The sequence below is a fragment of the Natronococcus pandeyae genome (assembly GCF_008122205.1).
Lineage (GTDB): Archaea > Halobacteriota > Halobacteria > Halobacteriales > Natrialbaceae > Natronococcus > Natronococcus pandeyae.
The window spans coordinates 658872-684699 of sequence record NZ_PHNJ01000001.1; the positions used below are offsets into that span (position 1 = coordinate 658872).

Sequence of the window (25828 nt, forward strand, 5' to 3'; positions counted from 1 at the left end):
GAACGAGCAGGTTGATGTGCTGATAGATTCGAACCGATAGCGTGCGTCTTCGCGATCACAGTCGATTTTCGAAACGGACTGCGGCCTACTGCGGGCTCGCTGCGCCACTCGTCGCGCTGAGTGCTATCGTCCTCGCGACCGTTCTCGCTACACCCGAGACGTTCACCTGGCACGGACGTGCGCTCTCGGACATGGGCCGCCCCGGGACGAGGACGTTCCTGCTGTTCAACGGCGGGCTGATCGCTGGTGGCCTCTTCGGAATCCCGTTTGCCTGGCGACTCTGGGTGACGAGTTTCGGACGGGTCGAACGACTGGGAGTCGTCCTCCTCGTGACGTCGGTCGTCGGTATGATCGGCGTCGGTGTCTTTTTTCTCGGACACACGGAGTACTACCTCGAGCGGAATCTCCACTTTGCGGCCGCGCTAACGTTCTTCGGCGTGGCGCCGTTTGCACAGTGGGTCTACGGCACCGGTCAGGTTCTCGACGGCGCGCGAGGACTCGGCCTGCTCTCGATCTGGTTCGGTATCGTTCATCCCGTCACGTGGCTGGTCTGGCTGGTGTCTCGGGCCGGCACGACGGATTCCTGGGCGTGGTTCGCCGTCCCCGAGTTCGTCGCCGCGCTCGCGTTTGGCGGCTGGATCCTCGTCCTCGCTGGCGATTTGCACCTCGCCGATACCGAAGGGAGGGAATCGCACGACTGAGCGCCCCTATCCTGCTTTGCGATCGATCGGCACACAACGCTTAAATTGAAACCGTTCCTACACGCGTCTATGCATAAAGACGAACTCCTCGAGCTCCACGAAGAACTCGTCGTCATCATGGAATACTTTTCGGAGCGCGAGGAGGTCAACGAGACGCTGTTCGAGCCGTACCGCCAGCTCGATGTCGACCCCTCGCACGTCCACAAATCGAAGAGCGAACACAAACACGCCGTCTTCGTCCTCGGGAACGCGCTTGCGAAGGCGATGAGCGAAGACGAGTTCTCGAGTGCCGGCCGGATCGGCAAGCGCATGAAAGAGCTGGCCGAAGACGCCGAGTCGAAAATATAGGCGAACGAGAATCTAGGCGAAACGTATTTGTCCCGGATCCCGCATGTTTGACTATGGACTCGCGCACGCAAGAGCGCGTCGAACAATGGGATTCTCGTGCCTTCAGCGGCGGATACGACGGGCTCCGGGATCTCGTTGCTTCTGACTTTTCGGGCGCCGTTACCGCGGCTGGATCCTGGCTCTTTCTGCTCAACGGTCGCATCGTCGGCACCGTCGGCGGTGCCGTCGAGGACTTCGAGAACGAATCGGGAACTCGCTACGAGGCACCACACCCTTCGCTGCCGTTGCTCTGTGCGATGGAAGAACAGGGAGGCGAGACGAGGGCGAAGTACTACACGAACGAGACCCCGCTCCGCGAGGTCGACGAAACGCTCCAGAACGGTTCGTTCACCGGCTACATCGAGTTGAGCGAGAACGTTCTCAGCGGGGACTACTACGTTATTTACTACGGCGGCCGGCGGATGGCTGCCGCCTATATCGGCAGCGCCGAGCGGTTGCTCACCGGCGACGAGGCGTTCGAGCGCGCGGCCGACGAGGTCGGGATCTACGAGGTGATCGACGTTGAGATCGAGGTCGCGGACGTTCCCCGCTCGGATGACTCCACACCCGACTCGGACGCGACGGAGTCGATCGCCGGGACCGATGGACGTGACGAGACCGCTGAAACCGACGTCACCAGCGAGACCGACGTCACCGACGATACTGCCGAGACCGACGAGCAGCCGGCAACTGACAGCCAGCCACCGGAGCCGGAGGGAACGAGCGCGTCGAATCCGCAGACCGATTCGGCGACGCCGGCCGCCAGTTCCGGCGCCGATTCGGCGTCGTTCGACGGTGAGACGTCGAACACCGCTTCGGGAATCACCACGGCCGACGAGGCCGAGACGAGTCAGGAGTCGCCGACGGGGATCACCGAGCCCGCCGACAGCGAGACGTCGAACGCGCCGGCCGACCCGAACGCGTCGGATCGTGTGAACGACCGGGACGAGACCGTCGACCCGTCGGCGGATACCGCAACCGTCACCGGCGACACGACGGAGACGGATACCGACGAAACGAGTGCCGACGCCGACGAAACGAGTACGGACGCCGACGAATCGACGGCACCGGACACCGAGGCGAGCGACGGCGGGAGCACGCGGACGGATTCGTCGCCGGATCCCGAAGCAGTCGAGGCGGCGGCCAGAGAACTCGATCGACAGGACATCGACTGGATCGACGAGGACTCGGAGGGGGCAAAGCAGTCGGAGGATGCCGAACTCGAGGAGCGATTCGAGCAGGAAGAGCAGTGGCGCGAGACGCGAAGCATCCCGTCGATCGATCCGGACAACACCGCGGCGAGCGACGCGGCAACCTCCGTGAGCGGCTCCGGGCCATCCGGGCGAGAGGACGCTGCCGGGAATCGAACACAGACGGAATCGACGCAGTCGGCACCCTCGAACCCCGAGGAGGGACGCTCGAGTTCCCAGTCGCCACGCCAGCCCGATCGCACACAGCGTTCGGACGCCACGTCGACCGGAGCGGGGGCGGACGACGAGCGACGCGAGACGGCGGACCAGCAACTCGCGACGGTCGAGAAACAGCGGAACGCGCTCCGGACGAAAGTCGAGAAACTCGAGACCGAACGCGATCAGCTCCGCTCGAAGAACCGGAAGCTGTCGTCGACCGTCGAGCAACTCCGGTCGCGCGTCGAGGAACTCGAGACGGAACTCGAGCGAGCCCGCGCTGCCACCGGGGCGGACCGAGAGCGAACCGCCGGCACGCAACTATCGCGCGAGGAGGCGCTGTCCGGGACGAACCTCTTCGTCCGGTACGCGTCGAAGAGTCAACCGACGCTCGACACGGCCCACGATGGGGGTGCCGACCGTAGCGAGGTCGAACCGAACCTGCGGCTCGAGCACCACACCCAGTTCGACGAGTCCGATGTCGTCGTCGACGGCGACTCCTACGAGGACATGCTCACCTCGTCGATGGAGTATCGGTTCGTCGACTGGCTCACGTCGGTCGTCCTCTACGAGATTCGCGATACTGGCCACGCGGACGCGCTGGGCGACCTCTACGACGCAATTCCCCGGATCGACCGCGCCGAACTCCACGCCTCGATCTCGCTCGAGGACGACGAGACCGAAGCGGTTCCCGATCAGGTCGGTTTCGACGTCGTCGCCTACGACAAGATGGGGAGTCCGCTCCTCGTCGCGAACCTGAACGACTCCCGGGAGCCGGCCTCGCAGGCGATGCTCGAGGAAATGGAGAAAGCCGCGTCGGCGGTCAAGGCGAACTACCCCGACCTCGCGGCGGCGACCGTCGTCACCTCGAGTTACTTCGAGCCGGGCGCGCTCGAGGTCGTCGAGCAGGCGACCAGCGGCGGGTTCCTCAGCCGTGGCTCGCGGCTGAGCTACGTCAACCTCTCGCGAAAGCAGGGCTACCACCTCTGTCTGGCCGAATCGCGTTCGGAAGGGTTCCACATGAACGTCCCCGAACTGTAACGTCGGCCGTATTCTCACCGATTTCGCGGGATACCGCCCGGCGAGCGGCGACGCTCGCGCTGGATCGGACGGGATGTGAGCCGCCGTCCCGGGGGACCGTGACGGCGACAGACGGCGGAGAAAGAAACTCTATCCTTCGATTTCTGCGACGTCTTCGATCTTCATTCCGTCGAGTTTGTCGACGATGTCGTCGATCTTGCCGTCGAGTTCGTCGACGAACTCGGCGGTGCGCTCGGTCTTGATCGCGCCCTGGCTCGAGGGCTCGATGAGGTTTTCCTCCTCGAGGACGCGCAGCGAGTAGCGGACCTTGTGGTGGGGGTACCCCGTCTCGTTCGACATCTTGACGATTCCGATGGGTTCGTTCTCGATAACCATCTTCAGGACCTGCAGATGTCGTTCCAGCATATCGACTTCCTTCTCTAGTCGGTCTATCATGGCATTTGTTAACTTGTCTTTGGGCCCTTTAAAAGTTACTCTCTGCGAATGAAACGACCATTCTCAACTGAGTGCCAGTTCCTGTCAGTAGTTAACGCTTCCGATCGCGGAGATCTCACGCTAACGATCGTTGAAAATCGCTGATGCGGTCGCCCGTTCTCGCGTGATGGAACGCGTCGATGGACGGCGTTCACCGTTCTCACTGCACGGAAGTGGTCTCGTCGTCGCCTGCAGCGCCGACGAACCGGGGAAGATGTTCACGTTCGTGAGTATTCAACGACGAATCTCCCCCGTCATACCGTAATCTGTTTATCGGCTGGGCAAGAATCCGCCGCTGTTATGACCGTCACAATCGTCGGGTCGCAACTCGGCGACGAAGGCAAGGGTGGCGTCGTCGACCTTTACGGCGATGCCGCCGATGTCGTCGCCCGGTATCAGGGTGGCGACAACGCAGGCCATACCGTCGTTCACGACGGCGAGAAGTACAAACTGTCGCTCGTTCCGTCCGGCGCCGTCCGGGGCAAGGTCGGTGTGCTCGGCAACGGCTGCGTCGTCAACCCGGAGACACTGTTCGAGGAGATCGACACGCTCCACGACAAGGGACTGGATCCCGACGTTCGGGTGGCCGAGCGCGCGCACGTGATCCTCCCGTACCACCGCGTCCTCGACGGCATCGAGGAGGACGAGAAAGCGGACCTCGCCGCCGGCACGACCAAGCGCGGAATCGGCCCGACCTACGAGGACAAGGCCGGCCGCCGCGGCATCCGGGTCGGCGATCTGCTCGATCCCGACGTCCTCCGCGAGCGACTCGAGTACGTCGTCCCGCAGAAACGCGCCCTCGCGGAGGAGGTCTTCGGTGCGGACGTCGGCGAGGCGTTCGACGTCGAGCACCTCTTCGAGACCTATCGCGAGTACGGCGAGCGCCTGGCAGAAGAGAACATGACCGTCGACTGCGGCACCTACCTCCAGGACCGGATCGACGCGGGCGACAACGTGATGCTCGAGGGCGCACAGGGCACCTCGATCGACATCGATCACGGTATCTACCCCTACGTCACCTCCTCGAACCCGACCGCCGGCGGCGCGACCGTCGGTACGGGCCTCGGCCCGACCGTCGTCGGGCAGGGCGAGGTCATCGGCATTGTCAAGGCCTACCTCTCGCGAGTCGGAACGGGCCCGCTCCCGACCGAACTCGGCGGCGTCGAGGGACAGACGCCAGGGTACGATCCCGAGACGGGTGCAGATACAGACGAGGAGGAACTCGCGACCTACATTCGCGACGAGGGTGGCGAGTACGGAACCGTCACCGGTCGTCCCCGGCGGGTCGGCTGGCTCGATATGCCGATGCTGCGCCACGCCGCGCGCGCGAACGGGTTTACCGGACTCGCGATCAATCACATCGACGTCCTCGCCGGCCTCGAGGAAGTGAAGGTCGGACACAGCTACGAACTCGACGGCGAGACGGTGTACACGATGCCGCCGACGACCGAGAAGTGGGGCGATTGCGAGGCCACCTTCAAGAGCTTCGACGGCTGGTCCGAGGTCGACTGGGCCGAGGTCGCTGCCGAGGGGTACGAGGCGATCCCCGAGAACGCTCGAACCTACCTCGAGTACGTCGCCGACGAACTCGAGGCGTCGATCTACGCGGTCGGCGTCGGACCCGGCCGCGAGGAAACCGTCGTCGTCGAAAACCCCTACGAATAAAGAACGCCTGGAACTGCTCCAGACCGACAACGAAACGCGGTAGGGCCGTGATAGTGTCGTCGTCTATAGTAGTCCTGATGACGATCGACGCGAACCCACACCTCGAACTCTGCGCGTCCAGAGGGTAGCTTTCGGGTTCGCTTCTGGTACTTCTGACAGTCCTCGGCGGTGAATTTGTTCGTTTTCACCTGCACGACCCTCACGGACTCGGCGGGCTGCATGGCGATCAGATTCACGAACCCGAACGGATCGTGATCGTACAGGAGTTTTAGCGCCCGCTCTGTGACGTTATTGATTGTGATCAGCAGTCCCTTTTCCATCGAACGAAGGACTGTATTCGGCACGCTGCTTCCGATAGCTATCGGAGAGATTGATTGCCTCTCCGTTATCTGCTCGACCTGTACAGAACACGATATTCTTCTCGAGTAGACCTCGTCTGCTGGCAACAGGGATTTTCACGTCCTCCCCAGCTGATTCGTTCACGGGTCGTCCCTCCCCGTTCGCTCATCCCTTGCACACCATCGTCGGCCGACCTCACTCGCGTTCGGTCCGCCGACAGCGCGCGCCACCGCAGATTTACGTCCTCGAGGCCCCTAGCACCGTCGATGACCGTCACCGTCCGCTACACCTGTCCACACTGCGGCGCCGTTCACAACCTCGAGCGACCCCCGGACCTCGCGGACCGCTCGGTCACGAAGGTCTCGCAGCCGGGGTGGGAGTACGCCACCCCGGACGATCCGGACCGCGAGTCTGCCGACGGCATCGCCTTCGTCTGCGGCGAGGACGGTCCGGTCACCGACCTCGAGGGCGAGCCGGTCGAGGGCTGCGGTCGGCCCTTCTACCTCAACTTCGTCCGGTACGAGCACGGGGTCGAACTCGAGCCGGATCCGCCGACCTACGGCGGCCCGCGGTTCGACTTCAAAGAGTAAGGAACGAGCAGTCAGAACGAGAGGTACGGGCGGAGATCTTCCTGCTGGAGAGCCGGTCTACGTTGCGTCGGCGTGCGCTGACCGGCGGAGAGCGCTAAGCGAGCCGTCGGTCGACGGTGCGCGAGGGATGAGCCAACAGCGTGAGCGGAGCGCGGAACCGCAGGTTCCGCGGACCATGCGAGTAGTGCGAGACCGGAGGTCTCGCATACCGTGTGAACGGACGCTACGCGTCCGTGAGCAGCGGGTGCTGCGCACCCGTGAGCAGAAATCGGCTGGGGAGGACGCGGAAACCCCCGGTGTCACGGTGAACAAAGACGGATCGAACCATCACCGAGTAGTCGAACACAGTTCGACGGTAGCTCCCCCAGCGTTCCCGAACCGTTTACCCGCTCCCCCACCCAGTACGACTCGTGACCGAGTTCGATCCCGAAAAGTTCGAGGAGAAGTACGTCTACTACTTCGAGGAACTCGAGCAGGCGTACTCGAACGCCTACCAGCAGTTGCACGGCCGGTACGACTCCGAGGTGCTCCGTGCCGTCGACCGAAAGGTGTTGAGCGAGAGCGAGCCAATCTACGACGGCAGCCAGGAGTTCCGCGTCGAACTCCCGGAAGAGCGAGTCGAGGAGGTCCGAGCCACGGTCGGCGACGACGAGCAGTTCGACGCCGTCCTCGAGGAGTTTCGCGAGCGGATCGAGAACGAACTGAGACGGATCTTCGAGTTCGACGACTGAGCGGGGTCAGCGCGGCGACGGACCGCCGGTGCCACCCGGAACACCTTTTGCCCTTACGGGAATTCGTGGAGATATGATCGACGAAACGGTCGAGGAGATCAAGGACATGCAGACGCACAGCTCCTCGGTAGTGGCCGTAAACGCCACTCGTGCGCTCGAGGAACTGCTCGAGCGCGAGTTCGCCACCGTCGAGGAGTACGAGCGCGCCCTCGAGCGGAACGGTTCGGTCCTTCGGCGGGCCAACCCCTCCCACGCCTCGCTTCAGAACGCCGTCCGGGGGGTCGTCGACGACGTTACCGAAGCCGACGTCGACAGCGTCGACGAGGCCAAGCGACTCACCCAGAAGCGAATCGATGCGGTCGTCTCCCGGGTCGAGTCCGGGAAGGAACTGGCCGCCGAAAACGCCGTCGAGTACCTCGAGGACGGCGCGACGTTGCTGACCCACGACTACTCCTCGACCGTCCTCGAGGCCCTCGAACAGGCCGTCGAGGCGGGCAAGGAGTTCGACGTCTACATCACTGAGGCTCGACCGCGTTTCATCGGTCGCAAGACGGCGCGATCGCTCGCCGACCTCGAGGGGGTCGACGCGACCCTGATCACCGACAGCGCACACGGCGTCTACCTCGAGGAGTGTGATCGGATCGTCATCGGCATGGACTGTATCGTCGGCGAGACGCTGTACAACCGCGTCGGAACCTTTCCGATCGCATCGACGGCCAACCAGCTCGGCGTTCCCGTCACGGTCATCGGCTCCGCTTCGAAGATCGTCGACAGCGGCTTCGTCTTCGAAAACGAGTTCCGGCCGGGTAGCGAGGTGATGTCGGAGCCAGCGGAAGGGTTCACGATCGAGAACCCCTCCTACGACGCGACACCCATTTCGCTGCTCGAGAGCGTCGTCACCGACGAGGGCCGCCAAGAATTTTAAGACGGCCGTCAGATCGCCCGTCTTCACCCCAATTCCGATCAATTCATTCGCGTTCGCCGAACGTCCGTGGGGAGCCACCGGTCGGGCTCGCCCAGTCGACCGCGTTTCGAAGCACCTGTCGGATCTCCTCGTTCTCGTAGATCGGGTACGTCTCGTGGCCCGGCCGGAAGTAGAAGATCCGTCCGTTCCCGCGGCGGTAACAGCAGCCGCTGCGGAACACCTCGCCGCCCTCGAACCAGCTCGTAAAGACCAGCCGGTCGGGTTCTGGGACGTCGAACGGCTCACCGTACATCTCCGTCTGGGGCAGTTCGATCGACTCGTCGACTCCGTCCGCAATCGGGTGGCCGGGGTCGACGACCCACAGTCGCTCCGTCGCGCCGTCCTCGCGCCACTGGAGGTTACAGGTCGTCCCCATCAGTCGCTTGAACACCTTCGAGAAGTGTCCGGAGTGGAGCACGAGCAGCCCCATCCCCTCGAGTACGCGCTCCTGGACGCGGTCGACGACCTCGTCTGCGACCTCGTCGTGGGCGATGTGGCCCCACCAGAGCAGGACGTCCGTCTCCTCGAGAACCTCCTCGGTGAGCCCGTGCTCGGGTTCGTCGAGCGTCGCCGTCCGCACCTCGTGGTCTGTGAGGGCGTCGGCGATCGTCGCGTGGATCCCGTCGGGGTAGACCGCTGCGGCGTCCTCGTCTTCTCGCTCGTGTCGAAACTCGTTCCAGATCGTAACTGTGACCATCGCCGGGTGTTCTCATCTCGACGTTCTTAGCTGGTCCGATCACCCGCCGTGATTCTTCAGCGAAAGTATCGATTTCCCCCTGCGATATCGCGATAATTCGGGTAATAGTATAATAATACTTATATGACGCCGTTGTCGCACCGATTAATAGTGTAAGATGTAGGATATAACATCGTCGTTGTACAGATTTACGGGACACAATACTTATTCCGGTTGCTCCCCGCGTTCCAGTATGAGTCAGGATCGCGCGCAAACGATGGCGAAATGCGACATTTTTCAGATGGCAACCGGCACGATGGGCGAGAAATGGGGGGTTTCTCGGTGATTGGTGATGGAATCGGCGTGGGTATTGTCGGCCTGGGCGGAATGGGCCATCTCCACGCGAAAAACGTCGAACAGTTCGGCGCGGACGTCGTCGCCGGAGCAGACCTCGTCGAGAAGCAGCGCCAGCAGTTCGCTACCGAGTTCGGGGCGAAGACCTACGAGACCCACGAGGGACTCGTCGTCGACGACGACGTCGACGCCGTTATCGTGACGACGCCGAACCGGTTCCACGAACCGATCACCGTCGACGCCCTCGAGGCTGGCTGTCACGTTCTCGTCGAGAAACCGCTCGCGCACACGCTCGAGAGCGCGGAACGGATCGCCGACGCGGCCGCCGCCGCGCCGGGAGTCTGCATGGTCGGTTTCCACAACCGCCACGCCGCATCGATGGCGATGTTCGACGAACAGGACAAGCGCGGCCGATTCGGCGATCTGACTCACGTCGAGGCGAACTACGTTCGCCGACGCGGAGTTCCGGGTCCCGGCTCCTGGTTCACCGATCCAGATCTCGCTGGCGGCGGCTCTCTGCTCGATATCGGCGTCCACGCCCTCGACCTCGCGCTGTACGCGATGGATTTCCCGGAGATCGTCGAGGTCAGCGGCGTCGTCAGGACGACCTTCGGCATGGACCCAGAGTACGCCGATCCCGACGGTTTCGGCGACGCCTGGGACGCAGAGGCAGAAACCTACGACGTCGACGACTCCGTCACCGCGTTCGTTCGGTGTAAGGGCGGGAAAACGATCTCGCTCGAGGCCGCCTGGGCGACGAACCGCGAACCGAGTATGGACTTCCGCGTGCGCGGGACCGACGCGGGTGCACAGTTCGACATCGGCTCCACCGACATGGAGATCCTCGAGGCGGGAACCGCCGGCTGTGACCACTACGCCGACGTCGATATGACGGGCGACTCCTCGCTGACCGGCCACAAAGAACAGGACGCGAAGTTCCTCGAGACCATCGCCGCGGGCGTCGAACCCGAAACGAACACCATCGAGGAGGCGCTGACGGTCCAGCGCGTGATCGACGCCATCTATCGCTCGAGCGAAACGGGCCGTGCACAGGAGATCGAGATGCCGGAGTACGAACGAGCCGAGACGGCTCCCCTCGAGCGAGCCGAAACGGCCGACCTCGAAGCCTCACAGCAAGTCGACTGAATCGCACTCCTCCGACGAGGGGCGTGAGCCGACGACCGTCGTTTTCAGCTGTTCACGTCGTCTCGTCAGCTTCCTCTGCGGCGTCATCTTGAAGCTCGATACGTCGGATCTTTCCGGTTACCGTCTCCGGGAGTTCGGAACGGAACTCGATCTCGCGAGGATACTCGTGTGCGGACAGTTCCTCGCGGACGTCGGTCTTGATCTCCGTTTTCAGTTCGTCGGACGGGTCGGCCGTCTCGCTCGAGACGACGGAGGCCTTGACGATGGTTCCACGCTGTCGATCCGGCTTTGGGACGACTGCCGCCTCGGCGACGGCCGGATGTTCGGCCAGGGAGCTCTCACCCTCGAAGGGACCGACCGGTAGCCCGAGGAATGACAACGTTCCCAGGAGCAGAGCCTCTTGCGAGCCAGCCAGAACGCCCTGCGTTCTGGCGACATCGTCGGCTCCCCGGCGGTTGCGGGCGCGGCAGCCGCGATGCTCACGGAGTGGGGAGGAGTAAAGAAGCGGGGACGAGCGACCGCGTTAGATGACCTCTTCGAAGTCGTGGTGGCCGTGGATGTCCACGCCTTCGTCGGTAATCTCACAGAGGAAGACGCCGTTACCGGAGCCGGTGTCGCGCTCCGCCGCGGACTTGATGCCGCGAGCAGCGACGGTCTTCGCTTCCTCGTTGGACATGTCCTCCTCGTAGGACTGCTCCAGGTGACCGTAGGCCAGTTGCATCCCGGAGCCGGTGACGGTGTAGTCGTCCTTCATGACGCCGCCGGCGGGGTCGATGCTGTAGACGTGGCTTCCCTCCTCGTCGACGCCGCCCAGAATCGGGTGGATGGCGAAGAACGGTCCGCCGCGGGCGAAGTTGCCCGCAAGCGTCGCGAGCGCGTCGATGCTCATCGCCTCAGCACGGCGGGCCTCGTAGAGGTTGACCTCGGCGCGGAGGCTCGAGATGAACGACTGGGCGCCACCGACGCTGCCGACCATCGTCAGTGCGGCGGTCGGGTGAATCTGTTCGACCTTCTGGACGTTCTTGTTCGAGACGAACCGGCCGCCGAGGCTGGCGCGCATGTCCGTCGCGATGACGACGCCGTCGGCGGTCGTGATGCCGATCGTCGTCGTGCCGGTCTTGTTGACGTTGTCGAGGTCGGCGCGCGAGAAGTCGTTCTGGGGCATGGAGCCGACTTCCGGTTCGTACGGGTTCATATCAGCCGACAGCTGGCTGCTCGTCTTGGAGAACTCCGACTCGTGAGTAGGCGTACGCATTGACCGAACGTTACGACCGGGACCATATAAAACATCGGCGGTCGCACCCGTCGTTTCCGGTTTCGTCGGTTGGAACGAGCGCTTCCTTCGGTTTCGGACGGCGGCGCCGCTGGTGGGTGAGAGGAGGTTTGATTCCGGCCAACTTCGCGGCGCTCGTCGAAGCCGGCGGCTCGGCGGTTCAGGACGGAGTGAGGAGTATCGTCAGTTCATTCGTGCTGTGCGGCTTCGTACGCGTCGCCGACGTTCTCGATCAGTCGGTGGAGGGGGAGGGTAAACCCGAACCGGCGGGTGGCCATTGCGATCGGCATCGCGATGATGCCGACCATAATGCAGAGTTGGTACAGTGCGAATAGCGTCGCGTGGTGCACGCGGGATTTCATCGGCGTTCACTCGATGGACAGATCGAGGCCGTATATATATCTTCCTGAATTACGAAATCTATAATCATTGTAAATACAGAACCAGGTCGACGCTTGCTTGCGGTTCAACCTGACTTGTGCGCGGACCAACTCAGGGAGAACTCGAGGCGAAATCCGGGTATCTTGGTCCGAATCGACTCGCTCAATTCTCGTAAGTTATAGGCATTATCGGGTTCGCGTGCGCGCTTCGTGCCGGTCGATCGTTACGAACGGCGACCGGAACCGCAAAGCAGGAAACCCCCCGGACCGACCACCAGATATGGGAAACTATCTCGTCGCGATGGAAGCAGCATGGTTGGTGCGTGACGTCGAGTCGATCGACGATGCGATCGGCGTCGCCGTCAGCGAGGCCGGAAAACGACTCAACAGCGAAGGCATGGACTACGTCGAGGTCGAGGTCGGGGCAACGGGCTGTCCCGCCTGTGGCGAACCGTTCGACTCCGCGTTCGTCGCGGCCGACACCGCACTGGTCGGACTGGCACTCGAGATGGACGTGTTCAACGCCGACAGCGAGGAACACGCCTCCCGAATCGCAAAGAGTGAGGTCGGCGGAACGCTGCGCGACGTCCCGCTCTCCGTCGTCGAAATCATCGAAACCGAAGAAGACGAGTAACCGTCGTCGCCGGATTCGACGGCACCCAAACACCTTTCTATAACCCGTAGTTATTGGTTCGTATGGAACTCCCGACGCCAGCGGACCTTCGCCAGCGCCGCACCGAACTGGGGTTGACCCAGAGCGAACTCGCGGATAAGGCCGAGGTCTCCCAGCCGCTGATCGCCCGGATCGAGGGCGGTGACGTCGATCCGCGTCTCTCGACGCTGCGGCGGATCGTCAACGCACTCGAGAAGGCCGAAAGCGACGTCGTCCGCGCAGAAGACCTCATGAACGAGGCGGTCGTGAACGTCGCGCCGGAGGATCCGGTCAGCGAGGCTGCCCGAAAGATGGAGGCCGAAGCCTACTCGCAGCTCGCGGTCATCCAGAACGGCATCCCCGTCGGCTCGATCAGCCAGAGCGATCTCGTCCATCTCGACTCCGAGGCGCGCGACGAACCCATCGAGGAACACATGAGCGAGAGTTTCCCGACGGTATCGAAGGACGCGACGCTGGACGAGATCAGCAACCTGCTCGAGCACTACAAGGCCGTGATGATCACCGAGGCGGGCGAAACCGTCGGCATCATCACCGAAGCCGATATCGCCGCGCGGTTCTCGTAGCTCGGCGCGATTCTCGTAAGCCGTTATCGATCGGCCAGTCACGCCCGAATTGATGTGGCAGCGCGCGGAAAGTCCCGAAAACCGATCCGGGATCGAATCCGCGTCAGACCGCGAGGTACTCCGTCACCGCCTCGCGGGACTCCAGCCGATCGGATCCGAGTTCGTCGACGATCGTCCCCTTGTCGATAGCGTAGCAGCGTTCGGCCAGGTTCTGCACCACGTGAAGGTTCTGTTCGACGAAGAGGATCGTCGTCCCGAGTTCCTCGTTGACGCGCTCGAGGTCCCGCGTGACGTCCTGGACGATCGAGGGCTGGACACCTTCCGAAGGTTCGTCGAGCAGGAGGAGATCGGGGTTGCCGATCAACGCGCGGCCGATCGCGAGCATCTGCTGCTGGCCGCCGCTCATCGTTCCCGCGTCCTGCTCGCGACGCTCCTCGAGAACGGGGAAGTAGTCGTAGACGGCCTCGTACTGCAGGTCGCCGTTCGACTCGTTTATCGTCTCGCCCATCCGCAGGTTCTCTTCGACTGTCAACTCGGGAAAGACGTCCCGACCTTGCGGGATGTATCCTATACCCCGGCGCGCGCGGCTGTCGGCGGGGTCGTCCGTGACCTCGTCACCATCGAAGCGAATCGTTCCCTCGTCGGCCTCGAGCAGACCGATAACGGCCTTGACGAGCGTCGTCTTGCCGACGCCGTTCTTGCCCATGATTCCGACGATCTCTCCCTCGTCGACGCGAACGTCGACGTCGCGGAGAATCGGTGTCTTTCCGTACGACGTGTGTAAGTTGGTAATCTCGAGCATCAGCGTTCTTCCCCCAAGTAGATCCGCTTGACTTCGGGATCGGCCTTGACCGCCTCGATGGAGCCCTCTCTGAAGATCGAGCCCTGATCGAGGACGGTCACGCGATCCGCGATCGATTCGACGAAGTCGATGTCGTGTTCGATGACGACGAGCGCGACCCCGTCGTCCTCGGCGATCTCGCGCAGCAGTTCGGCGATTTCCGCGGTCTCCTCGACGGAGAGGCCGGCGACCGGCTCGTCGAGCAGCATCAGTTTCGGCTCCAGGGCCATCGCCATCCCGATTTCGAGGCGCTGTTGTTGGCCGTGTGAGAGGGCCGAGGCGACCGTCTGGCGCTCGGCGAGCAGATCGAACCGGTCGAGGATCTCGCGGATTCGCGACTCGAACTCGTCGCCGTCGGCGACTTGCTGGAGCGGAATGCGCACGTTCTGTGCGACGCTCAGCCCCTCGTAGATGCTCGGCACCTGGAACTTCATGCTGATTCCGCGACCGACGCGCTCGTGTGACGGCATCTCGGTGATGTCGTGACCGTCATAGTAGATCTTCCCCGCAGTGGGTTCGAGCTGGCCCGTGACCAGGTTGAGAAAGGTGCTCTTCCCGGCGCCGTTCGGACCGATGAGACAGCGTAGCTCCCCTTTCTCGAGGCCGAAGTCGACGTCGTCGGTTGCGGTGAGACCGCCGAACGCTTTGCATAGACCTCGCGTCTGCAGGATTTGGGACGATTCGTCGCCGGTCTCGTCGACGGCGGGCGTGGTCCTGACGGTCGGGTCGCTCGTCCCCATCAGTCGTCACCTCCGTGGACCTCGCCCGGTGCGGGCGTCTCCGCCGGCGTCGGATCGGGTGACGCGCGGTACTCGACGACGTACTCGTGTAAGCGAGGTGCGACCCCCTCCGGCATCACGAGGATAACGAACACCAGCAGCGAACCGATCAGGACCAGCGCCCACTCGCTTCCCGAGAGGGCGAGCTGATAGTCGACGAACTGGATCGCGAGCGCGGCGCCGATCGTCCCGATCAGTGACGTCCGACCGCCGACGCTGGCCCAGACGACGGGCAGGGCGGCGGCGGTGATACCGAACACGCTCGGGTCGATGTAGTTGTTCTGCGCAGTGAACAGTACACCGCTGAGACCGGCGATCGCACCGCCGATCGTGAACACGACGAACTTGATGAACGTCGTGTCGTAGCCGAACATCTCGGTCCGCCTCTCGTCCTCCCGGGTCGCGACCATCGCGTAGCCGAACTGGCTGTTGACGAGAGCGCGCAGTCCCAGATAGGTCACCACGAGCGCGCCCAGCGTCACGTAGTAGTGGCCGACGATCCCGATCTCGAGGCCAACCGAACCGATCCCGACGCCGAGATCCGGAACACCGCTCATACCGTTGAACCCGCCGAGGCGGGCGTCGCCGATCGCCCACTCGCCGCCGGCGGTCTGGCCCAGGAACGTGTAGAGGACCAGCGCCACGACGAGCGTCAGGATCGTCACGTAGACGTCGCGGACGCCGCCGTAGAACATGAAATAGCCCAGCGCCGCAGCGAAAGCCGTCGAGACCGCGACCGCGGCGAGTAGACCGAGCGTCAGCCCGGTCAACGTCGGAACGTTGATGGCGACGATCCCGAACGCGTAGCCGGCGACGCCGAAGAACGCTACCTGGCCGAAACTCAGGATGCCGCAGTAGCCCCAAATGAAACAGAGGCTCACCCCGAGCAGGGCGTACGCGAGGAACACCGCGCCGATCTCTGCAGCGTAGTAGCCGAACAACACCGGCATCGCCGCGAGGAGGGTCACGGCGGCGGTCAGGCCGAGCCAGAACGCCGGCGTGTTCCCCATCGTGTTCGGCCCCTCGAACGGCTCGCGGACCGCGGCGAGGAGACCGCCGCTCGAGTCCGAGCCAAGGCTCATCTGCTCTCACCTCGGTTCTCGCGCCAGTCGGCGAGCAAGCCGGTGATCCCGTCGGGCATCAGGCGGATGGCGACGATAGCGGCGACGAGCATCGCGACCTGTCCCATGAACGTCCCGGCGAGATTCGTGAACGCGGCGTTGACCGAGCCGAGGAAGCCGCTCGCCAGGATGGTTCCGACGATGACCGAGGAGCCGCCGACGACGACCGCGACGAACGCCTCGACGAGAAAGCCCGTCCCGTACTCGGGCGTGATCGTCATCACGGGCGCGTACAGCGCGCCGGCGAAACCGGCGAGTCCCGAGCCGATGCCGAACGTGGCCATGTACATCCGATCGGTGTCGACACCCATGCTGCGAGCAGTCTCTTCGTCCTGCATCGTCGCACGGGCACGGACGCCGAAGTCCGTCCACGCAAACAGGGCGTACAGCCCCCCGAGTACGCCGACGGCGATCGTCGCGAGGACGAGGTAGTAGACGGGGCCGTCGACGACCGGGAGCTGTCCGAACGGAATCCCGACCCCGGGAGCGGAGTTGCCGAACGCGATCCGTACGAGCTGGATCATCACGAGGCTGATCCCCCAGGTGACGACCATCGAGTCGAGCAACCGCCCATAGAGGTGACGGATGATGAACCGCTCCAGGACGAGCCCGAAGACGGCGGTGATCACGACGCCCGTCAACATCGCGAGCGGCAGCGGCAGGCCCGCGGCGAACGCGAAGGTCGTCGCGTACGCGCCGACGAGGATGAACTCGCCGTGAGCGAGGTTGATGATACCCATCATTCCGAAGATCACCGCGAGGCCGACCGTCGCGAGGACGATGAAGGCAAACACCTCGACGAACTCGAATCCGAAGTTCAGAAGTTCGATTCCCGCCATCTCAGGCCTCCTCGTAGAACGCGTCGGGTTCGTACTGGGTCTGCTCGTCCTCGCTCGTCAGATCGCAGCCGACGTCGTGCAGGAACGCCGGTTCGATCTTTCGTTCGGCGTCGAACGTTATCTCGTGGTTCTCGTCCGCGTGTGCGACGCGCATGTTGTGTTCCATGTGGTGTGTTGCCGGATCGAGCGCGATATCGCCCTCCGGCGCCTCGACTTCGATTCCCTCCTCGAGTGCGTCGATGACGGCCGCCTGATCGAACGTCCCCGCGCGTTCGACCCCCTTCTTGTACACATAAACCGAAAAGTAGTTGTTCTGCGCTTCCTGGTTGAGATAGCCGTCGTCGTCCCAGCGATCGTGGTAGCGCTCGACGAACGCCTCGTTGCGATCCGTCGGAAGCTCCTCCATGTAGTTGACGCCGGCGTAGACGTCTTTCAGAGCGGGGGGATCGATGCGGAGGTGTTCGTATGCCTGCGCCATGTTCGTCGAAGTTCCGACCGGAACCTCGAGCCCGCTGGCCAGGCGCTGCTCGTAGAACGCGGAGTGGTCCTGGCCGACCAGCATCGACATCATGAAGTCGGGATCGGCGGACTGGATCCGGTTGATCGTCGATCCGAACTGGGACTCGTCCAGCGGGACGTACTCCTCGCCGACGACTTCGGCGCCGTGTTCCTCGGCGATGATCCGCACCCAGTCGCCGGAAAGCTGACCGAAGTTGTAGTCGGCGGCGACAGTGTAGATCTCGTCGCCGTACTCTTCGATCAGGTACGGAACGACGGCGCCGAGTTGCTGCCGTGCGGTCGCGCCCAGCGGGAACACCGACCTGTCGCAGACGCCGCCCTCGTACTGGGTCGTGTAGAAGTACAGCTGTTCGTGGTCGTTGACGATCGGACGGATCGCTTCCCGGGTCGCACTCGAGTACCCCGCCCACAGGGCGTCGACGTCCTCCTGGTAGATCGCGTGCCGGGTGAGGTCCTGGTACCGCATGTTGTCCGACTGCGGATCCGGGGCGAAAACGTCGATCTCCTGGCCGAGGATCCCGCCGTCCCGGTTGATCTCTTCGACCGCCAGCTTCGTCGCGCGGTACTTCGGTGTTCCCGTCAGGGCGAAGGTCTGGGAGCGATCTTCCAGGATCGCGACCGTAGGTTTCTCGGGATCGGCGCCCAGGCTCAGAACGCCGCCTTCGTCGACGCAGCCGCCGAGAGCCGACAGCGCGCCGACCGAGGCGGCGGCGAGCACGCTTCGCCGAGATCGTCCGTCTCCAGTCACGAATCTCTCCCGGTATCCGAACCGTATTTCGGTTTTTCGTTGATACTTCCATCCGGTTCCCAGCCGTTAGCGGACGTTCGTCCAGTCATTGGATACGAAATCGAGTCCGAGACTCGTATAAAAGAGTTTCCTCAAGATAGTACAATCTCCTTAGTCGACTACACTGGACGTTAGTCGTCCATGATGAGGTTATCTTCGGTAATATAGTGGACGAATATTGAATTCTGGTAGGATACACCGGAATTCGTACAGCTTCCCGAGGGACGGAGTCGCCGCGCGGAACGGCGGACGAGGAGCGTCTCGATCTGGAAGCGGTCGGCCGCCGATCGCGCTCGGAGCGAAATCGAACGATCACCTCGGAGAAACCCGTCCTAAATCCTATTCTTTCACCGAACCAGGACGGCGTTACGCGAATGTCTACGAATATTCCCGTCTCGGTATTCGTAATACGCAGACTATATGACGTTCGGCCCGTGACCACTCGTCATCGATGACACGCGGACGACGAGACGTGTTGGCTACCGCCGGTGGACTCCTGACGGCGACCGCCGCAGGGTGTCTGGACGAGCCGAATCGGGTCGGCGAGGCGGACGGGTCGCTGTACGCCTCGTTTTTCGTCCTCGAGGAGTTCGCCGACGCCGTGGCCGACGAGCGACGGGTCGAAAACGCCGTTCCGGAGGGCGAACACGGCCACGGCTGGAATCCGTCGACGTCGCTCGTTCCGGAGATCGTCGACGCCGACGCGTTCGTCTATCTTGGTGCCGAGGGGTTCCAGCACTGGGTCGACGACGCGCTGCCGGAACTCGAGTCCGACTACAGCGACGACGTCGTGTTGATCGACGCCCTCGAGGGGATCGACCTGCTCGAGTACGATGGCGACGGCCACGATCACGACGACGGGTACGACAGCGACGCGTACGATCTCTCCGTCGCGAGCGTCCACCTCTTCGATCGCGACGGCGACGAACTCGCGGATGCGCACGGCGATCACTGGCACGGCCATCCACTGGCGATCCCGCGCGAGGCGGACCGATCGATCACCGTCGACGTTCGGGACGAGAGGGGCGAGACGATCGCACTCGGTGAGGCGTATCAGCTTGCGGTCCGCGTCGTCGACGGCGACGCCGACCTCATCGATGCCGACACCGATACTGCCGACGCCGATCGCATCGACCTCGTCGGTCGCGACGACGGGTTCGTGGAACTCGCCGTTCAGCTGGTGTCGGACGACGACGTCGTCTACGAAACGCCGCCGCTGAAAACCGAGGTCGGGAATCATAGCCACGACCACGACGATCACGATCACAGTCAGAGAGACGATCACGGTCACAGCCACGGCGAGTACGACGCGAAGTTCTTCTCCGATCCGGTACTTGCACGGCGTGGCGTCGAGACGATTCGCGACGAGTTGATCGCCCTCGATCCGGACAACGAAGCCGTCTACGAGGAGAACGCTGCGGCCTACATTCAGGAGTTAGAGTCACTACACCGGAGCTACGAGGAACGGCTTGCCGATCGCGACCACGACGCTGTCGTCCTCGCCGGCCACGACTCGTTCCGGTATCTGAGCAACCGATACGGATTCGAGATTCACACCCCAGTTGGGCTGTCGCCGGATTCGGAACCCGCGAGCGACGCAATCGCCGACACAGTCGACTTCGTCGAGGAGCGCGGAATCGAGTACGTGCTCTGGGACTACTTCGACGGCGATCGACTTGCGACGACGATCGCCGACGCAGCCGAGACCGTCGAGGGGACCCTGATGGTCTCGCCTGCCGAAAGTACGACCGAAGCGTGGCTCGAGGACGGCTACGGCGACTACCTCGGACAGATGGCGGAGATCAATCTCCCGGTGTTCGAGAAGGCGCTGGGTGCCGAGTGATCGCTCTACAGTTCTCGATACGCCTCGTTTCGGGCTGTCCAATTCTGGATGCTTTATGCGCAATTAATCCTACGAATGTTCCATAGTAGTCAGAATGTGTGTCGCTGTGGACACGATTTGCAAATATTGGTGTGATAATGTAGATTACGGTACTCCCCTCCGAACGAGTGGCGTGATGAACGATACTACGAACGTCGCGGTGGTCCGTCGATGAGCGGACTCGTTCCGGGCGAACTGCTGCCCGCGTCCGAGTCGGTGATGATCAACGAGGACCGGGAGACGACGACGGTCACGGTCGAGAACACCGGCGACCGCCCCGTTCAGGTCGGCTCGCATTTTCACTTCTTCGAGGTCAATCCCGGCCTGCGATTCGATCGGAACGCCGCGTACGGAATGCGACTCGACATTCCCGCCGGTACCGCCGTCCGGTTCGAACCGGGACAGGAACGCGAGGGTGAGCTCGTCGCAATCGGCGGCGATCGGATCGTCCACGGGATGTGCGGGCTGGTCAACGGGCCACTCGACGACGAGGACGTGAAAGCGCGGGCGATCGAGCGCGCTGAGGAGGGTGGCTTCCTGGGCGTCGATGCGGGCGACACCGAGACCGGAAGCGCCGGTAACGAAGAGACCGTAGCCCCGGAGGGCGACGAATGAGTCGCGAACTATCCCGACGCGAGTACACGGATTTGTTCGGGGCAACCGAGGGCGACCGCGTCCGGCTCGGCGACACGAACCTCCTCGCGAAGATCGAGACCGATTACGGCGTCCCCGGCGAAGAGGCGGTCTTCGGCGGCGGAAAGACGATGCGTGACGGGATGGGGATGCAGTCAGGGACGACCCGGGCCGAGGGAACCCTCGACTGGGCGTTCACGAACGTCGTGATTATCGACCCCGTCCTCGGCGTCTGTAAGGGTGATATCGGCGTCCGAGACGGGAAAATCGTCGGCGTCGGCAAGGCCGGCAACCCCGACACGATGGACGGCGTCGACATGGTGATCGGCCCGAGCACGGACACGATTCCGGCGGACGGGCTGATCGCGACGGCCGGCGCGCTCGATATCCACGTTCACTTCAACAGCCCGCAACTGGTCGAGCACGCGCTGGGTTCGGGCATCACGACGATGCTCGGCGGCGGCTTCGGGGGCGGGGCCACGACCTGTACGCCCGGACCGGAGAATATCAAGCGATTCCTGCAAGCTTCTGAGGAGTGGCCCGTCAACGTCGGCTTCTACGCCAAGGGCAACAGCAGCCGACCCGAGGCACTGTACGAGCAGATCGCGGCCGGTGCCTGCGGGATGAAACTCCACGAGGACTGGGGATCGACGCCCGCCGCGATCGACACCTGCCTCGACGTCGCCGACGAGGAAGACGTCCAGGTCTGTATCCACACGGACACCCTCAACGAGTCGGGGTTCGTCGAGGACACCTTCGATGCGATCGACGGCCGCGCCATCCACACGTTCCACATCGAGGGCGCCGGCGGCGGTCACGCGCCGGACGTGCTCGAGTTGGTCGGTCACGAGCACATGCTCCCATCGTCGACGAACCCCTCGATGCCCTACACCGAGAACACGTTCGACGAACACCTGGATATGGTGATGGTCTGTCACCACCTCAACCCCGACGTCCCCGAGGACGTGGCGTTCGCCGAGTCCCGCATTCGGGCCGAAACGCTCGGCGCCGAGGACGTCCTCCACGACACCGGCGCCATCAGCATGATGACCACCGACTCCCAGGCGATGGGTCGGATGGCCGAGCTGGTCTGTCGCACCTGGCAGACCGCACACAAAATGAAAGAACAGCGAGGGCCCCTCGAGGCCGACGAGGGGACCGACGCCGACAACGCCCGAATCGAGCGCTACGTCGCCAAGTACACGATCAACCCCGCGATTACGGCGGGGATCGACGACCACGTCGGCTCGCTCGAGTCCGGCAAGCTCGCGGACATCGCGTTGTGGGATCCCGCGTTCTTCGGCATCAAGCCCGAGGCCGTGATCAAGGGCGGTTTCCCGGTCTGGTCGCAGATGGGCGAGGCCAACGGTTCGCTGATGACGTGCGAGCCGATCCTCGGTCGAGAGCGCGCCGGGGCACAGGGTCGCGCGAAACACGGCCTCTCCGTCTCCTTCGTCAGCGAAGCAGCATACGAAAACGGAGTCGGCGACGCATACGACCTGAAAACGCCCGTCCGACCCGTTCGCGGGACACGGTCGGTCCGCAAGTCGGACATGCTCCACAACGACCGCTGTCCGGACGAGATCGAGATCGACGCACAGACTTTCGAAGTAGCAGTCGACGGCGAGCACGTCACGTGTGACCCCGCCGACGAGATTCCGCTCGCCCAGCGATACCTGCTCTGACTCTACGATGAGACACTACCAATCCACGCTGACGACCGAACCGACGACCCGACCCTCGAGTACACGGCCAGATAGCCGACCGGGGGTGAGCGACCGATGATGCTCTCGCCGAAGGAGACGGAGCGACTGACGGTCTTCATGGCCGCGGAACTCGCCCGCCGCCGAAAGTCACGCGGCGTGAAGCTCAACCACCCCGAGACGGTGGCCTACATCTCCGACTGGGTCTGCGAAGGGGCTCGAGACGGGAAGTCCGTCTCGCAGCTCCGATCCGAGGCGACCCAGCTGCTCACCCGCGAGGACGTGATGGACGGCGTGCCGGAGATGGTCGACATGGTCCAGGTCGAACCCGTCTTCCCCGACGGCACGAAACTCGTCACGATCCACGATCCGATCCGGGCGGACAGCCGGGAACAGCTCGAGGAGATCGATTCCGACCCGTTCCCCGACGCCGACCACGGGAGCGAGGGTGAGAGCGAGCGAGCGGGAGACGCGACTCCCGAATCGACGGAGGGCGACTGATGGGGTACCGAGACGTCGCGAAGATCGGCATCGGCGGTCCCGTCGGCTCCGGAAAGACCGCGCTGGTCCGCCGGCTCGTCCCGACGCTCGTCGACGAGGGGTACGAGGTCGGCGTCATCGCGAACGACATCATGACTCAGGAGGACGCCGACGTCTTCCGGGACTCCTTCGCGGACCTCCTGCCCGAAGATCTCGTCGAGGGCGTCGAGACCGGGGCCTGTCCCCACACCGGTATCCGGGAGGACCCCTCTATGAACCTCGCGGCGATCGACGAGTTCACCGAGCGCCACCCGAACCTCGACGTCGTCATCGTCGAGAGCGGCGGCGACAACCTCGCCGCGACCTTCAACCCCGAACTGGCGGACTACTTCCTGTTCGTCATCTCGGTCGCGGAAGGCGAGGACATTCCCCGAAAGCGCGGTCCGGGCGTCACCCAGGCCGATCTGCTGGTCGTCAACAAGACGGACCTCGCGCCCCACGTCGACGCGGATCTCGACGTTATCGAGCGCGACGCAGCCGAAGTCCGAGGCGACGACCCGTTCGTCTTCACCAACTGCAAGGACGGATCGGGCGTCGACGAGGTCATCGATCACGTCGACCGCGAGGTGCTGTTCGCGTGAGCACCGTAGGCGGAGACGGAGCGACGGCGTTGCCGCCCGCGTTCGAGCGCTACGCCGACGATCCGCTCGCGCAGGCTCCCGCGGGCGGGCCGGGAAAAAACGGGGTTCTCGAGGCGACGTTCGCACGGGAGGGCGACGCTCCGACGCGGCTCGTCCGCGACCGCGTGAAGGTTCCGTACCACCTGACGGGCACCCTCGAGACCGATCCGGCGCCAGGACTCACGACGCTCGTCGCCCAGGAGCCGACCGGGGGCGTGGCCCAGGGCGACCGACACCGGATGACTGTCGACGCGAAGGAGGGTGCCCGCGCACACGTGACGACGCAGAGCGCGACGAAAGTCCACAGCATGCAAGCGAACTACGCCCACCTCGACGCTTCCCTCCGGGCGGCCGCGGGAAGCTACCTCGAGTACGTTCCCGGACCGACGATCGTCAACGAGGACGCCCGCTGTCTCCAGACGGTCTCGGTCGACGTCGCGGACGACGCAGTCGTCGTCGTGGCCGACGTGCTCGTTCCGGACGGACTGAGCGATCACGATCCCTTCGGGTTCGACCACTACCAGGCGCGAGTCGAGGCGGAGTGCGACGGCCGACTCGTCTGCGCCGACGCCGTCGACCTGCGGCCGGCCGAGCGCGATCCGCGCGATCCGGCCACCGTCGGTGAGTACGGCGTCGTGGGTTCGCTGTACGTCTTCGCACCAGCGATCGACGGAGTCGAGGAGTTCGCCGATCGGATCACCGACCGGATCGCGAACCGAGACGAGGTCCACGCGGGTGTTTCGACGCTTTCGTGCGACGCCGGTGTGATCGTCCGTATCCTCGGCCACCGGGAGGCGGACGTCACCGCGGCCGTTCGCGGCGCGTGGGACGAAACGAGACGGTACATCCTGGGGGTCGGCGCACCTGCCGACCGTCGATACTGATGGAGCGAATCGACGGCATCGTCGGCAACGTCCACGCCGACGACGGCCTCGCCGCGCGCTACGAGGACCACGAGGCAGACGGCACGCTCGAGCGGATCGTCGTCGATGCCGAGAACCGCCGCCGGTCACGGTTCCGGGCGATGACCGATCGAGGGACGGACGTTGGCGTCGTCCTCGATAGACCCGCGGTCTCGTCGGGCGACGTCCTGCTCGCGGAGGACGATCGCATGATCGTCGTCGCGTTCGAGCCTCGCGACGCGCTCGCACTCACGCTACCCGACGCGACGCCGGAGGCGCTCTCGGCTGCAGCGGAACTCGGCCACCGCGTCGGCAACCAGCACTGGGACCTCGCGGTCGAGGACGGCGTCGTCTACGTCCCGCTCGAGGCCGATCGCCACATCGTCGAGCGGGTCGTCGACGACGTGATTCCGGGTGCGTCGGTCCGCGAGACGACGGTCGGCGCAGACCTGTTCGTGACCGATCCCGAGGACGCCGGATCGGACCGCAACCATCGACGCTCCCACTCGGATCACGACCATTCACACCCCCACTCGCACGAACGCGACCACGAGCACGACCATGACCACTGATTCCGGTTCGTTCCTGACCGCGCTCCGACTCGCCGATTCGTTTCTCCCCGTCGGCGGCTACACGGCCTCCTACGGGCTCGAGCAGTACATCAACGAGGATCGGATCGAGGACGGCGACGACCTGCGGGACCTGCTCGCCGCGTACCTCCGGCGCGTCGTCGGCCCCTGCGAAACGGTCGCGGTGGCGAACGCCCACGCCGCGCGGACGGAGGGCGACCTCGAGCGACTGCTGGCCGTCGACGAACGACTCCACGCGGTGACGATGCCGCGGGAGTTTCGCGAGAGTTCGACGAAGGCGGGGGCGAAACTCTGCGAACTGCTCGTCGCGGGCGACGACGTCAGGACCCCGGATTCCGGAGCCGGCGTTGCCGACGCGATCGAGCAGAATTCCACGCCGGGACACTATCCCGTGGTCTTCGGCGTCGTCGCCGCGGATCGGGGCCTCTCGAGACTCGAGGCCTGCCTCGCACACGCGTACTCGTTCGTGACGGGATTGCTCGGTGCGGCACAGCGGCTCGGTCGGTTCGGTCACACCGAGATCCAGTCCGTTCTCGAGTCCGTGCAGCCGGTCGTCACCGAGGCCTGTGAGCGGTACGTCGACGCCGACGTAACGACGATGTCCTCGTTCGCGCCGCTGACCGAGATCATGGGCATGCGCCACGAGCGGGCCGGTCGGCGGCTTTTTATGAGCTAACTCCCGCTCCCGAAGGAGCGAGGTTTCGGACGA

The 25828-nt window shown here is 64.0% G+C and carries 27 protein-coding genes and 1 pseudogene; 18 read left to right on the forward strand and 10 right to left on the reverse strand.

From position 1 onward, the window contains the following. Positions 1 to 41: 41 nt before the first annotated feature. The 3 genes from CV102_RS03365 to CV102_RS03375 all read left to right on the forward strand — a co-directional run bounded on the left by CV102_RS03365 (position 42) and on the right by CV102_RS03375 (position 3535). Positions 42 to 701: a DUF998 domain-containing protein gene (locus CV102_RS03365; protein ID WP_148856464.1), complete on the forward strand. Its 660-nt coding sequence runs from the start codon at positions 42 to 44 to the stop codon at positions 699 to 701. Positions 702 to 770: 69 nt separating this feature from the next. Next, complete coding sequence (locus tag CV102_RS03370) at positions 771 to 1049, forward strand: UPF0058 family protein (RefSeq protein WP_148856465.1); 279 nt, start codon at positions 771 to 773, stop codon at positions 1047 to 1049. Positions 1050 to 1102: 53 nt separating this feature from the next. Beyond that, positions 1103 to 3535 carry a DUF7527 domain-containing protein gene (locus CV102_RS03375; RefSeq protein ID WP_148856466.1) on the forward strand — a complete coding sequence of 811 codons (2433 nt, stop codon included), beginning with the start codon at positions 1103 to 1105 and terminating at the stop codon, positions 3533 to 3535. A gap of 129 nt (positions 3536 to 3664) precedes the next feature. Here CV102_RS03375 and CV102_RS03380 read toward each other — a convergent pair whose 3' ends face one another. Then, a complete protein-coding gene (locus tag CV102_RS03380; protein ID WP_006429686.1) occupies positions 3665 to 3970 on the reverse strand; it encodes a hypothetical protein in 306 nt (101 codons plus the stop codon). A gap of 339 nt (positions 3971 to 4309) precedes the next feature. Here CV102_RS03380 and CV102_RS03385 point away from each other — a divergent pair, with 339 nt between their 5' ends. The 4 genes from CV102_RS03385 to CV102_RS03400 all read left to right on the forward strand — a co-directional run bounded on the left by CV102_RS03385 (position 4310) and on the right by CV102_RS03400 (position 8259). Further along, a complete protein-coding gene (locus CV102_RS03385) occupies positions 4310 to 5674 on the forward strand; it encodes an adenylosuccinate synthase (protein WP_148856467.1) in 1365 nt (454 codons plus the stop codon). 605 nt (positions 5675 to 6279) lie between these two features. Further along, the gene (locus CV102_RS03390; RefSeq protein WP_148856468.1) at positions 6280 to 6603 is read left to right on the forward strand and encodes a hypothetical protein; all 324 of its coding nucleotides are present in this window, start codon (positions 6280 to 6282) and stop codon (positions 6601 to 6603) included. A 410-nt stretch (positions 6604 to 7013) separates the two neighbouring features. Continuing rightward, positions 7014 to 7334 carry a DUF5783 family protein gene (locus tag CV102_RS03395; protein ID WP_148856469.1) on the forward strand — a complete coding sequence of 107 codons (321 nt, stop codon included), beginning with the start codon at positions 7014 to 7016 and terminating at the stop codon, positions 7332 to 7334. A gap of 73 nt (positions 7335 to 7407) precedes the next feature. Further along, positions 7408 to 8259 carry a translation initiation factor eIF-2B gene (locus CV102_RS03400; RefSeq protein ID WP_148856470.1) on the forward strand — a complete coding sequence of 284 codons (852 nt, stop codon included), beginning with the start codon at positions 7408 to 7410 and terminating at the stop codon, positions 8257 to 8259. Positions 8260 to 8302: 43 nt separating this feature from the next. On the opposite strand, the gene CV102_RS03405 is transcribed toward CV102_RS03400, so the two are convergent. After that, positions 8303 to 8995, reverse strand: a complete 693-nt coding sequence (locus CV102_RS03405; RefSeq protein ID WP_148856471.1) for a ThuA domain-containing protein — start codon at positions 8993 to 8995, stop codon at positions 8303 to 8305. A gap of 321 nt (positions 8996 to 9316) precedes the next feature. On the opposite strand from CV102_RS03405, the gene CV102_RS03410 reads away from it, so the two are divergent. Next, positions 9317 to 10474 carry a Gfo/Idh/MocA family protein gene (locus tag CV102_RS03410; protein ID WP_148856545.1) on the forward strand — a complete coding sequence of 386 codons (1158 nt, stop codon included), beginning with the start codon at positions 9317 to 9319 and terminating at the stop codon, positions 10472 to 10474. 52 nt (positions 10475 to 10526) lie between these two features. On the opposite strand, the pseudogene CV102_RS03415 reads toward CV102_RS03410, so the two are convergent. The 3 genes and pseudogenes from CV102_RS03415 to CV102_RS25735 form a co-directional block, all read right to left on the reverse strand. After that, a pseudogene (locus tag CV102_RS03415) lies at positions 10527 to 10841 on the reverse strand (AMP-binding enzyme); the annotation flags it as partial. A 156-nt stretch (positions 10842 to 10997) separates the two neighbouring features. Then, positions 10998 to 11729 carry an archaeal proteasome endopeptidase complex subunit beta gene (gene psmB, locus CV102_RS03420; protein WP_148856472.1) on the reverse strand — a complete coding sequence of 244 codons (732 nt, stop codon included), beginning with the start codon at positions 11727 to 11729 and terminating at the stop codon, positions 10998 to 11000. 206 nt (positions 11730 to 11935) lie between these two features. After that, positions 11936 to 12109 (reverse strand): hypothetical protein, encoded by a 174-nt coding sequence (locus CV102_RS25735; RefSeq protein ID WP_187432845.1) that lies wholly within the window; start codon positions 12107 to 12109, stop codon positions 11936 to 11938. A gap of 298 nt (positions 12110 to 12407) precedes the next feature. Here CV102_RS25735 and CV102_RS03425 point away from each other — a divergent pair, with 298 nt between their 5' ends. Both CV102_RS03425 and CV102_RS03430 read left to right on the forward strand, forming a co-directional pair. Beyond that, positions 12408 to 12761 (forward strand): DUF555 domain-containing protein, encoded by a 354-nt coding sequence (locus CV102_RS03425; RefSeq protein ID WP_148856473.1) that lies wholly within the window; start codon positions 12408 to 12410, stop codon positions 12759 to 12761. 62 nt (positions 12762 to 12823) lie between these two features. After that, positions 12824 to 13363, forward strand: coding sequence for a CBS domain-containing protein (locus CV102_RS03430; RefSeq protein ID WP_148856474.1), 540 nt, complete (start codon positions 12824 to 12826; stop codon positions 13361 to 13363). A 103-nt stretch (positions 13364 to 13466) separates the two neighbouring features. Here CV102_RS03430 and CV102_RS03435 read toward each other — a convergent pair whose 3' ends face one another. From CV102_RS03435 to CV102_RS03455, 5 genes are read right to left on the reverse strand one after another with little or no spacing between them, the layout of a single operon-like run. After that, positions 13467 to 14165, reverse strand: a complete 699-nt coding sequence (locus tag CV102_RS03435; protein ID WP_148856475.1) for an ABC transporter ATP-binding protein — start codon at positions 14163 to 14165, stop codon at positions 13467 to 13469. After that, complete coding sequence (locus CV102_RS03440) at positions 14165 to 14944, reverse strand: ABC transporter ATP-binding protein (RefSeq protein ID WP_148856476.1); 780 nt, start codon at positions 14942 to 14944, stop codon at positions 14165 to 14167. Before CV102_RS03440 ends, CV102_RS03435 begins: the two co-directional genes overlap by 1 nt. Beyond that, positions 14944 to 16065: an ABC transporter permease subunit gene (locus tag CV102_RS03445; protein WP_148856477.1), complete on the reverse strand. Its 1122-nt coding sequence runs from the start codon at positions 16063 to 16065 to the stop codon at positions 14944 to 14946. Before CV102_RS03445 ends, CV102_RS03440 begins: the two co-directional genes overlap by 1 nt. After that, the gene (gene urtB, locus CV102_RS03450) at positions 16062 to 16943 is read right to left on the reverse strand and encodes an urea ABC transporter, permease protein UrtB (protein ID WP_148856478.1); all 882 of its coding nucleotides are present in this window, start codon (positions 16941 to 16943) and stop codon (positions 16062 to 16064) included. The genes CV102_RS03445 and urtB overlap by 4 nt, the downstream gene beginning before the upstream one ends. A gap of 1 nt (position 16944) precedes the next feature. Further along, positions 16945 to 18210 (reverse strand): urea ABC transporter substrate-binding protein, encoded by a 1266-nt coding sequence (locus tag CV102_RS03455; RefSeq protein WP_148856479.1) that lies wholly within the window; start codon positions 18208 to 18210, stop codon positions 16945 to 16947. 490 nt (positions 18211 to 18700) lie between these two features. On the opposite strand from CV102_RS03455, the gene CV102_RS03460 reads away from it, so the two are divergent. From CV102_RS03460 to CV102_RS03495, 8 genes are all read left to right on the forward strand, one after another. Beyond that, positions 18701 to 20092: a metal ABC transporter solute-binding protein, Zn/Mn family gene (locus tag CV102_RS03460; protein WP_148856480.1), complete on the forward strand. Its 1392-nt coding sequence runs from the start codon at positions 18701 to 18703 to the stop codon at positions 20090 to 20092. A 210-nt stretch (positions 20093 to 20302) separates the two neighbouring features. Next, a complete protein-coding gene (locus tag CV102_RS03465) occupies positions 20303 to 20746 on the forward strand; it encodes an urease subunit beta (RefSeq protein WP_148856481.1) in 444 nt (147 codons plus the stop codon). Further along, positions 20743 to 22449, forward strand: coding sequence for an urease subunit alpha (gene ureC, locus CV102_RS03470; RefSeq protein WP_148856482.1), 1707 nt, complete (start codon positions 20743 to 20745; stop codon positions 22447 to 22449). The genes CV102_RS03465 and ureC overlap by 4 nt, the downstream gene beginning before the upstream one ends. Before the next feature lie 96 nt (positions 22450 to 22545). Beyond that, complete coding sequence (locus tag CV102_RS03475; protein ID WP_148856483.1) at positions 22546 to 22968, forward strand: urease subunit gamma; 423 nt, start codon at positions 22546 to 22548, stop codon at positions 22966 to 22968. Then, positions 22968 to 23588, forward strand: coding sequence for an urease accessory protein UreG (gene ureG, locus CV102_RS03480; protein WP_148856484.1), 621 nt, complete (start codon positions 22968 to 22970; stop codon positions 23586 to 23588). Before CV102_RS03475 ends, ureG begins: the two co-directional genes overlap by 1 nt. Next, positions 23585 to 24511, forward strand: a complete 927-nt coding sequence (locus CV102_RS03485; protein ID WP_187432846.1) for an urease accessory protein UreD — start codon at positions 23585 to 23587, stop codon at positions 24509 to 24511. Before ureG ends, CV102_RS03485 begins: the two co-directional genes overlap by 4 nt. Next, on the forward strand, positions 24511 to 25101 hold the full coding sequence (ureE, locus tag CV102_RS03490; protein ID WP_148856485.1) for an urease accessory protein UreE: 591 nt from the start codon (positions 24511 to 24513) through the stop codon (positions 25099 to 25101). The genes CV102_RS03485 and ureE overlap by 1 nt, the downstream gene beginning before the upstream one ends. Beyond that, positions 25091 to 25795, forward strand: a complete 705-nt coding sequence (locus CV102_RS03495) for an urease accessory protein UreF (RefSeq protein WP_148856486.1) — start codon at positions 25091 to 25093, stop codon at positions 25793 to 25795. The genes ureE and CV102_RS03495 overlap by 11 nt, the downstream gene beginning before the upstream one ends. The last annotated feature ends 33 nt before the right edge of the window (positions 25796 to 25828 follow it).

What these genes read in the sequence shown, in the direction of transcription:
- CV102_RS03370 (WP_148856465.1), top strand. Translation starts at nt 771, where the DNA reads ATGCATAAAGACGAACTCCTCGAGCTCCACGAAGAACTCGTCGTCATC.
- CV102_RS03375 (WP_148856466.1), top strand. Translation starts at nt 1,103, where the DNA reads ATGGACTCGCGCACGCAAGAGCGCGTCGAACAATGGGATTCTCGTGCC.
- CV102_RS03380 (WP_006429686.1), bottom strand. Translation starts at nt 3,970, where the DNA reads ATGATAGACCGACTAGAGAAGGAAGTCGATATGCTGGAACGACATCTG.
- CV102_RS03385 (WP_148856467.1), top strand. Translation starts at nt 4,310, where the DNA reads ATGACCGTCACAATCGTCGGGTCGCAACTCGGCGACGAAGGCAAGGGT.
- CV102_RS03390 (WP_148856468.1), top strand. Translation starts at nt 6,280, where the DNA reads ATGACCGTCACCGTCCGCTACACCTGTCCACACTGCGGCGCCGTTCAC.
- CV102_RS03400 (WP_148856470.1), top strand. Translation starts at nt 7,408, where the DNA reads ATGATCGACGAAACGGTCGAGGAGATCAAGGACATGCAGACGCACAGC.
- CV102_RS03405 (WP_148856471.1), bottom strand. Translation starts at nt 8,995, where the DNA reads ATGGTCACAGTTACGATCTGGAACGAGTTTCGACACGAGCGAGAAGAC.
- psmB (WP_148856472.1), bottom strand. Translation starts at nt 11,729, where the DNA reads ATGCGTACGCCTACTCACGAGTCGGAGTTCTCCAAGACGAGCAGCCAG.
- CV102_RS25735 (WP_187432845.1), bottom strand. Translation starts at nt 12,109, where the DNA reads ATGAAATCCCGCGTGCACCACGCGACGCTATTCGCACTGTACCAACTC.
- CV102_RS03425 (WP_148856473.1), top strand. Translation starts at nt 12,408, where the DNA reads ATGGGAAACTATCTCGTCGCGATGGAAGCAGCATGGTTGGTGCGTGAC.
- CV102_RS03430 (WP_148856474.1), top strand. Translation starts at nt 12,824, where the DNA reads ATGGAACTCCCGACGCCAGCGGACCTTCGCCAGCGCCGCACCGAACTG.
- CV102_RS03435 (WP_148856475.1), bottom strand. Translation starts at nt 14,165, where the DNA reads ATGCTCGAGATTACCAACTTACACACGTCGTACGGAAAGACACCGATT.
- CV102_RS03440 (WP_148856476.1), bottom strand. Translation starts at nt 14,944, where the DNA reads ATGGGGACGAGCGACCCGACCGTCAGGACCACGCCCGCCGTCGACGAG.
- CV102_RS03445 (WP_148856477.1), bottom strand. Translation starts at nt 16,065, where the DNA reads ATGAGCCTTGGCTCGGACTCGAGCGGCGGTCTCCTCGCCGCGGTCCGC.
- urtB (WP_148856478.1), bottom strand. Translation starts at nt 16,943, where the DNA reads ATGGCGGGAATCGAACTTCTGAACTTCGGATTCGAGTTCGTCGAGGTG.
- CV102_RS03460 (WP_148856480.1), top strand. Translation starts at nt 18,701, where the DNA reads ATGACACGCGGACGACGAGACGTGTTGGCTACCGCCGGTGGACTCCTG.
- CV102_RS03465 (WP_148856481.1), top strand. Translation starts at nt 20,303, where the DNA reads ATGAGCGGACTCGTTCCGGGCGAACTGCTGCCCGCGTCCGAGTCGGTG.
- ureC (WP_148856482.1), top strand. Translation starts at nt 20,743, where the DNA reads ATGAGTCGCGAACTATCCCGACGCGAGTACACGGATTTGTTCGGGGCA.
- CV102_RS03475 (WP_148856483.1), top strand. Translation starts at nt 22,546, where the DNA reads ATGATGCTCTCGCCGAAGGAGACGGAGCGACTGACGGTCTTCATGGCC.
- ureG (WP_148856484.1), top strand. Translation starts at nt 22,968, where the DNA reads ATGGGGTACCGAGACGTCGCGAAGATCGGCATCGGCGGTCCCGTCGGC.
- ureE (WP_148856485.1), top strand. Translation starts at nt 24,511, where the DNA reads ATGGAGCGAATCGACGGCATCGTCGGCAACGTCCACGCCGACGACGGC.
- CV102_RS03495 (WP_148856486.1), top strand. Translation starts at nt 25,091, where the DNA reads ATGACCACTGATTCCGGTTCGTTCCTGACCGCGCTCCGACTCGCCGAT.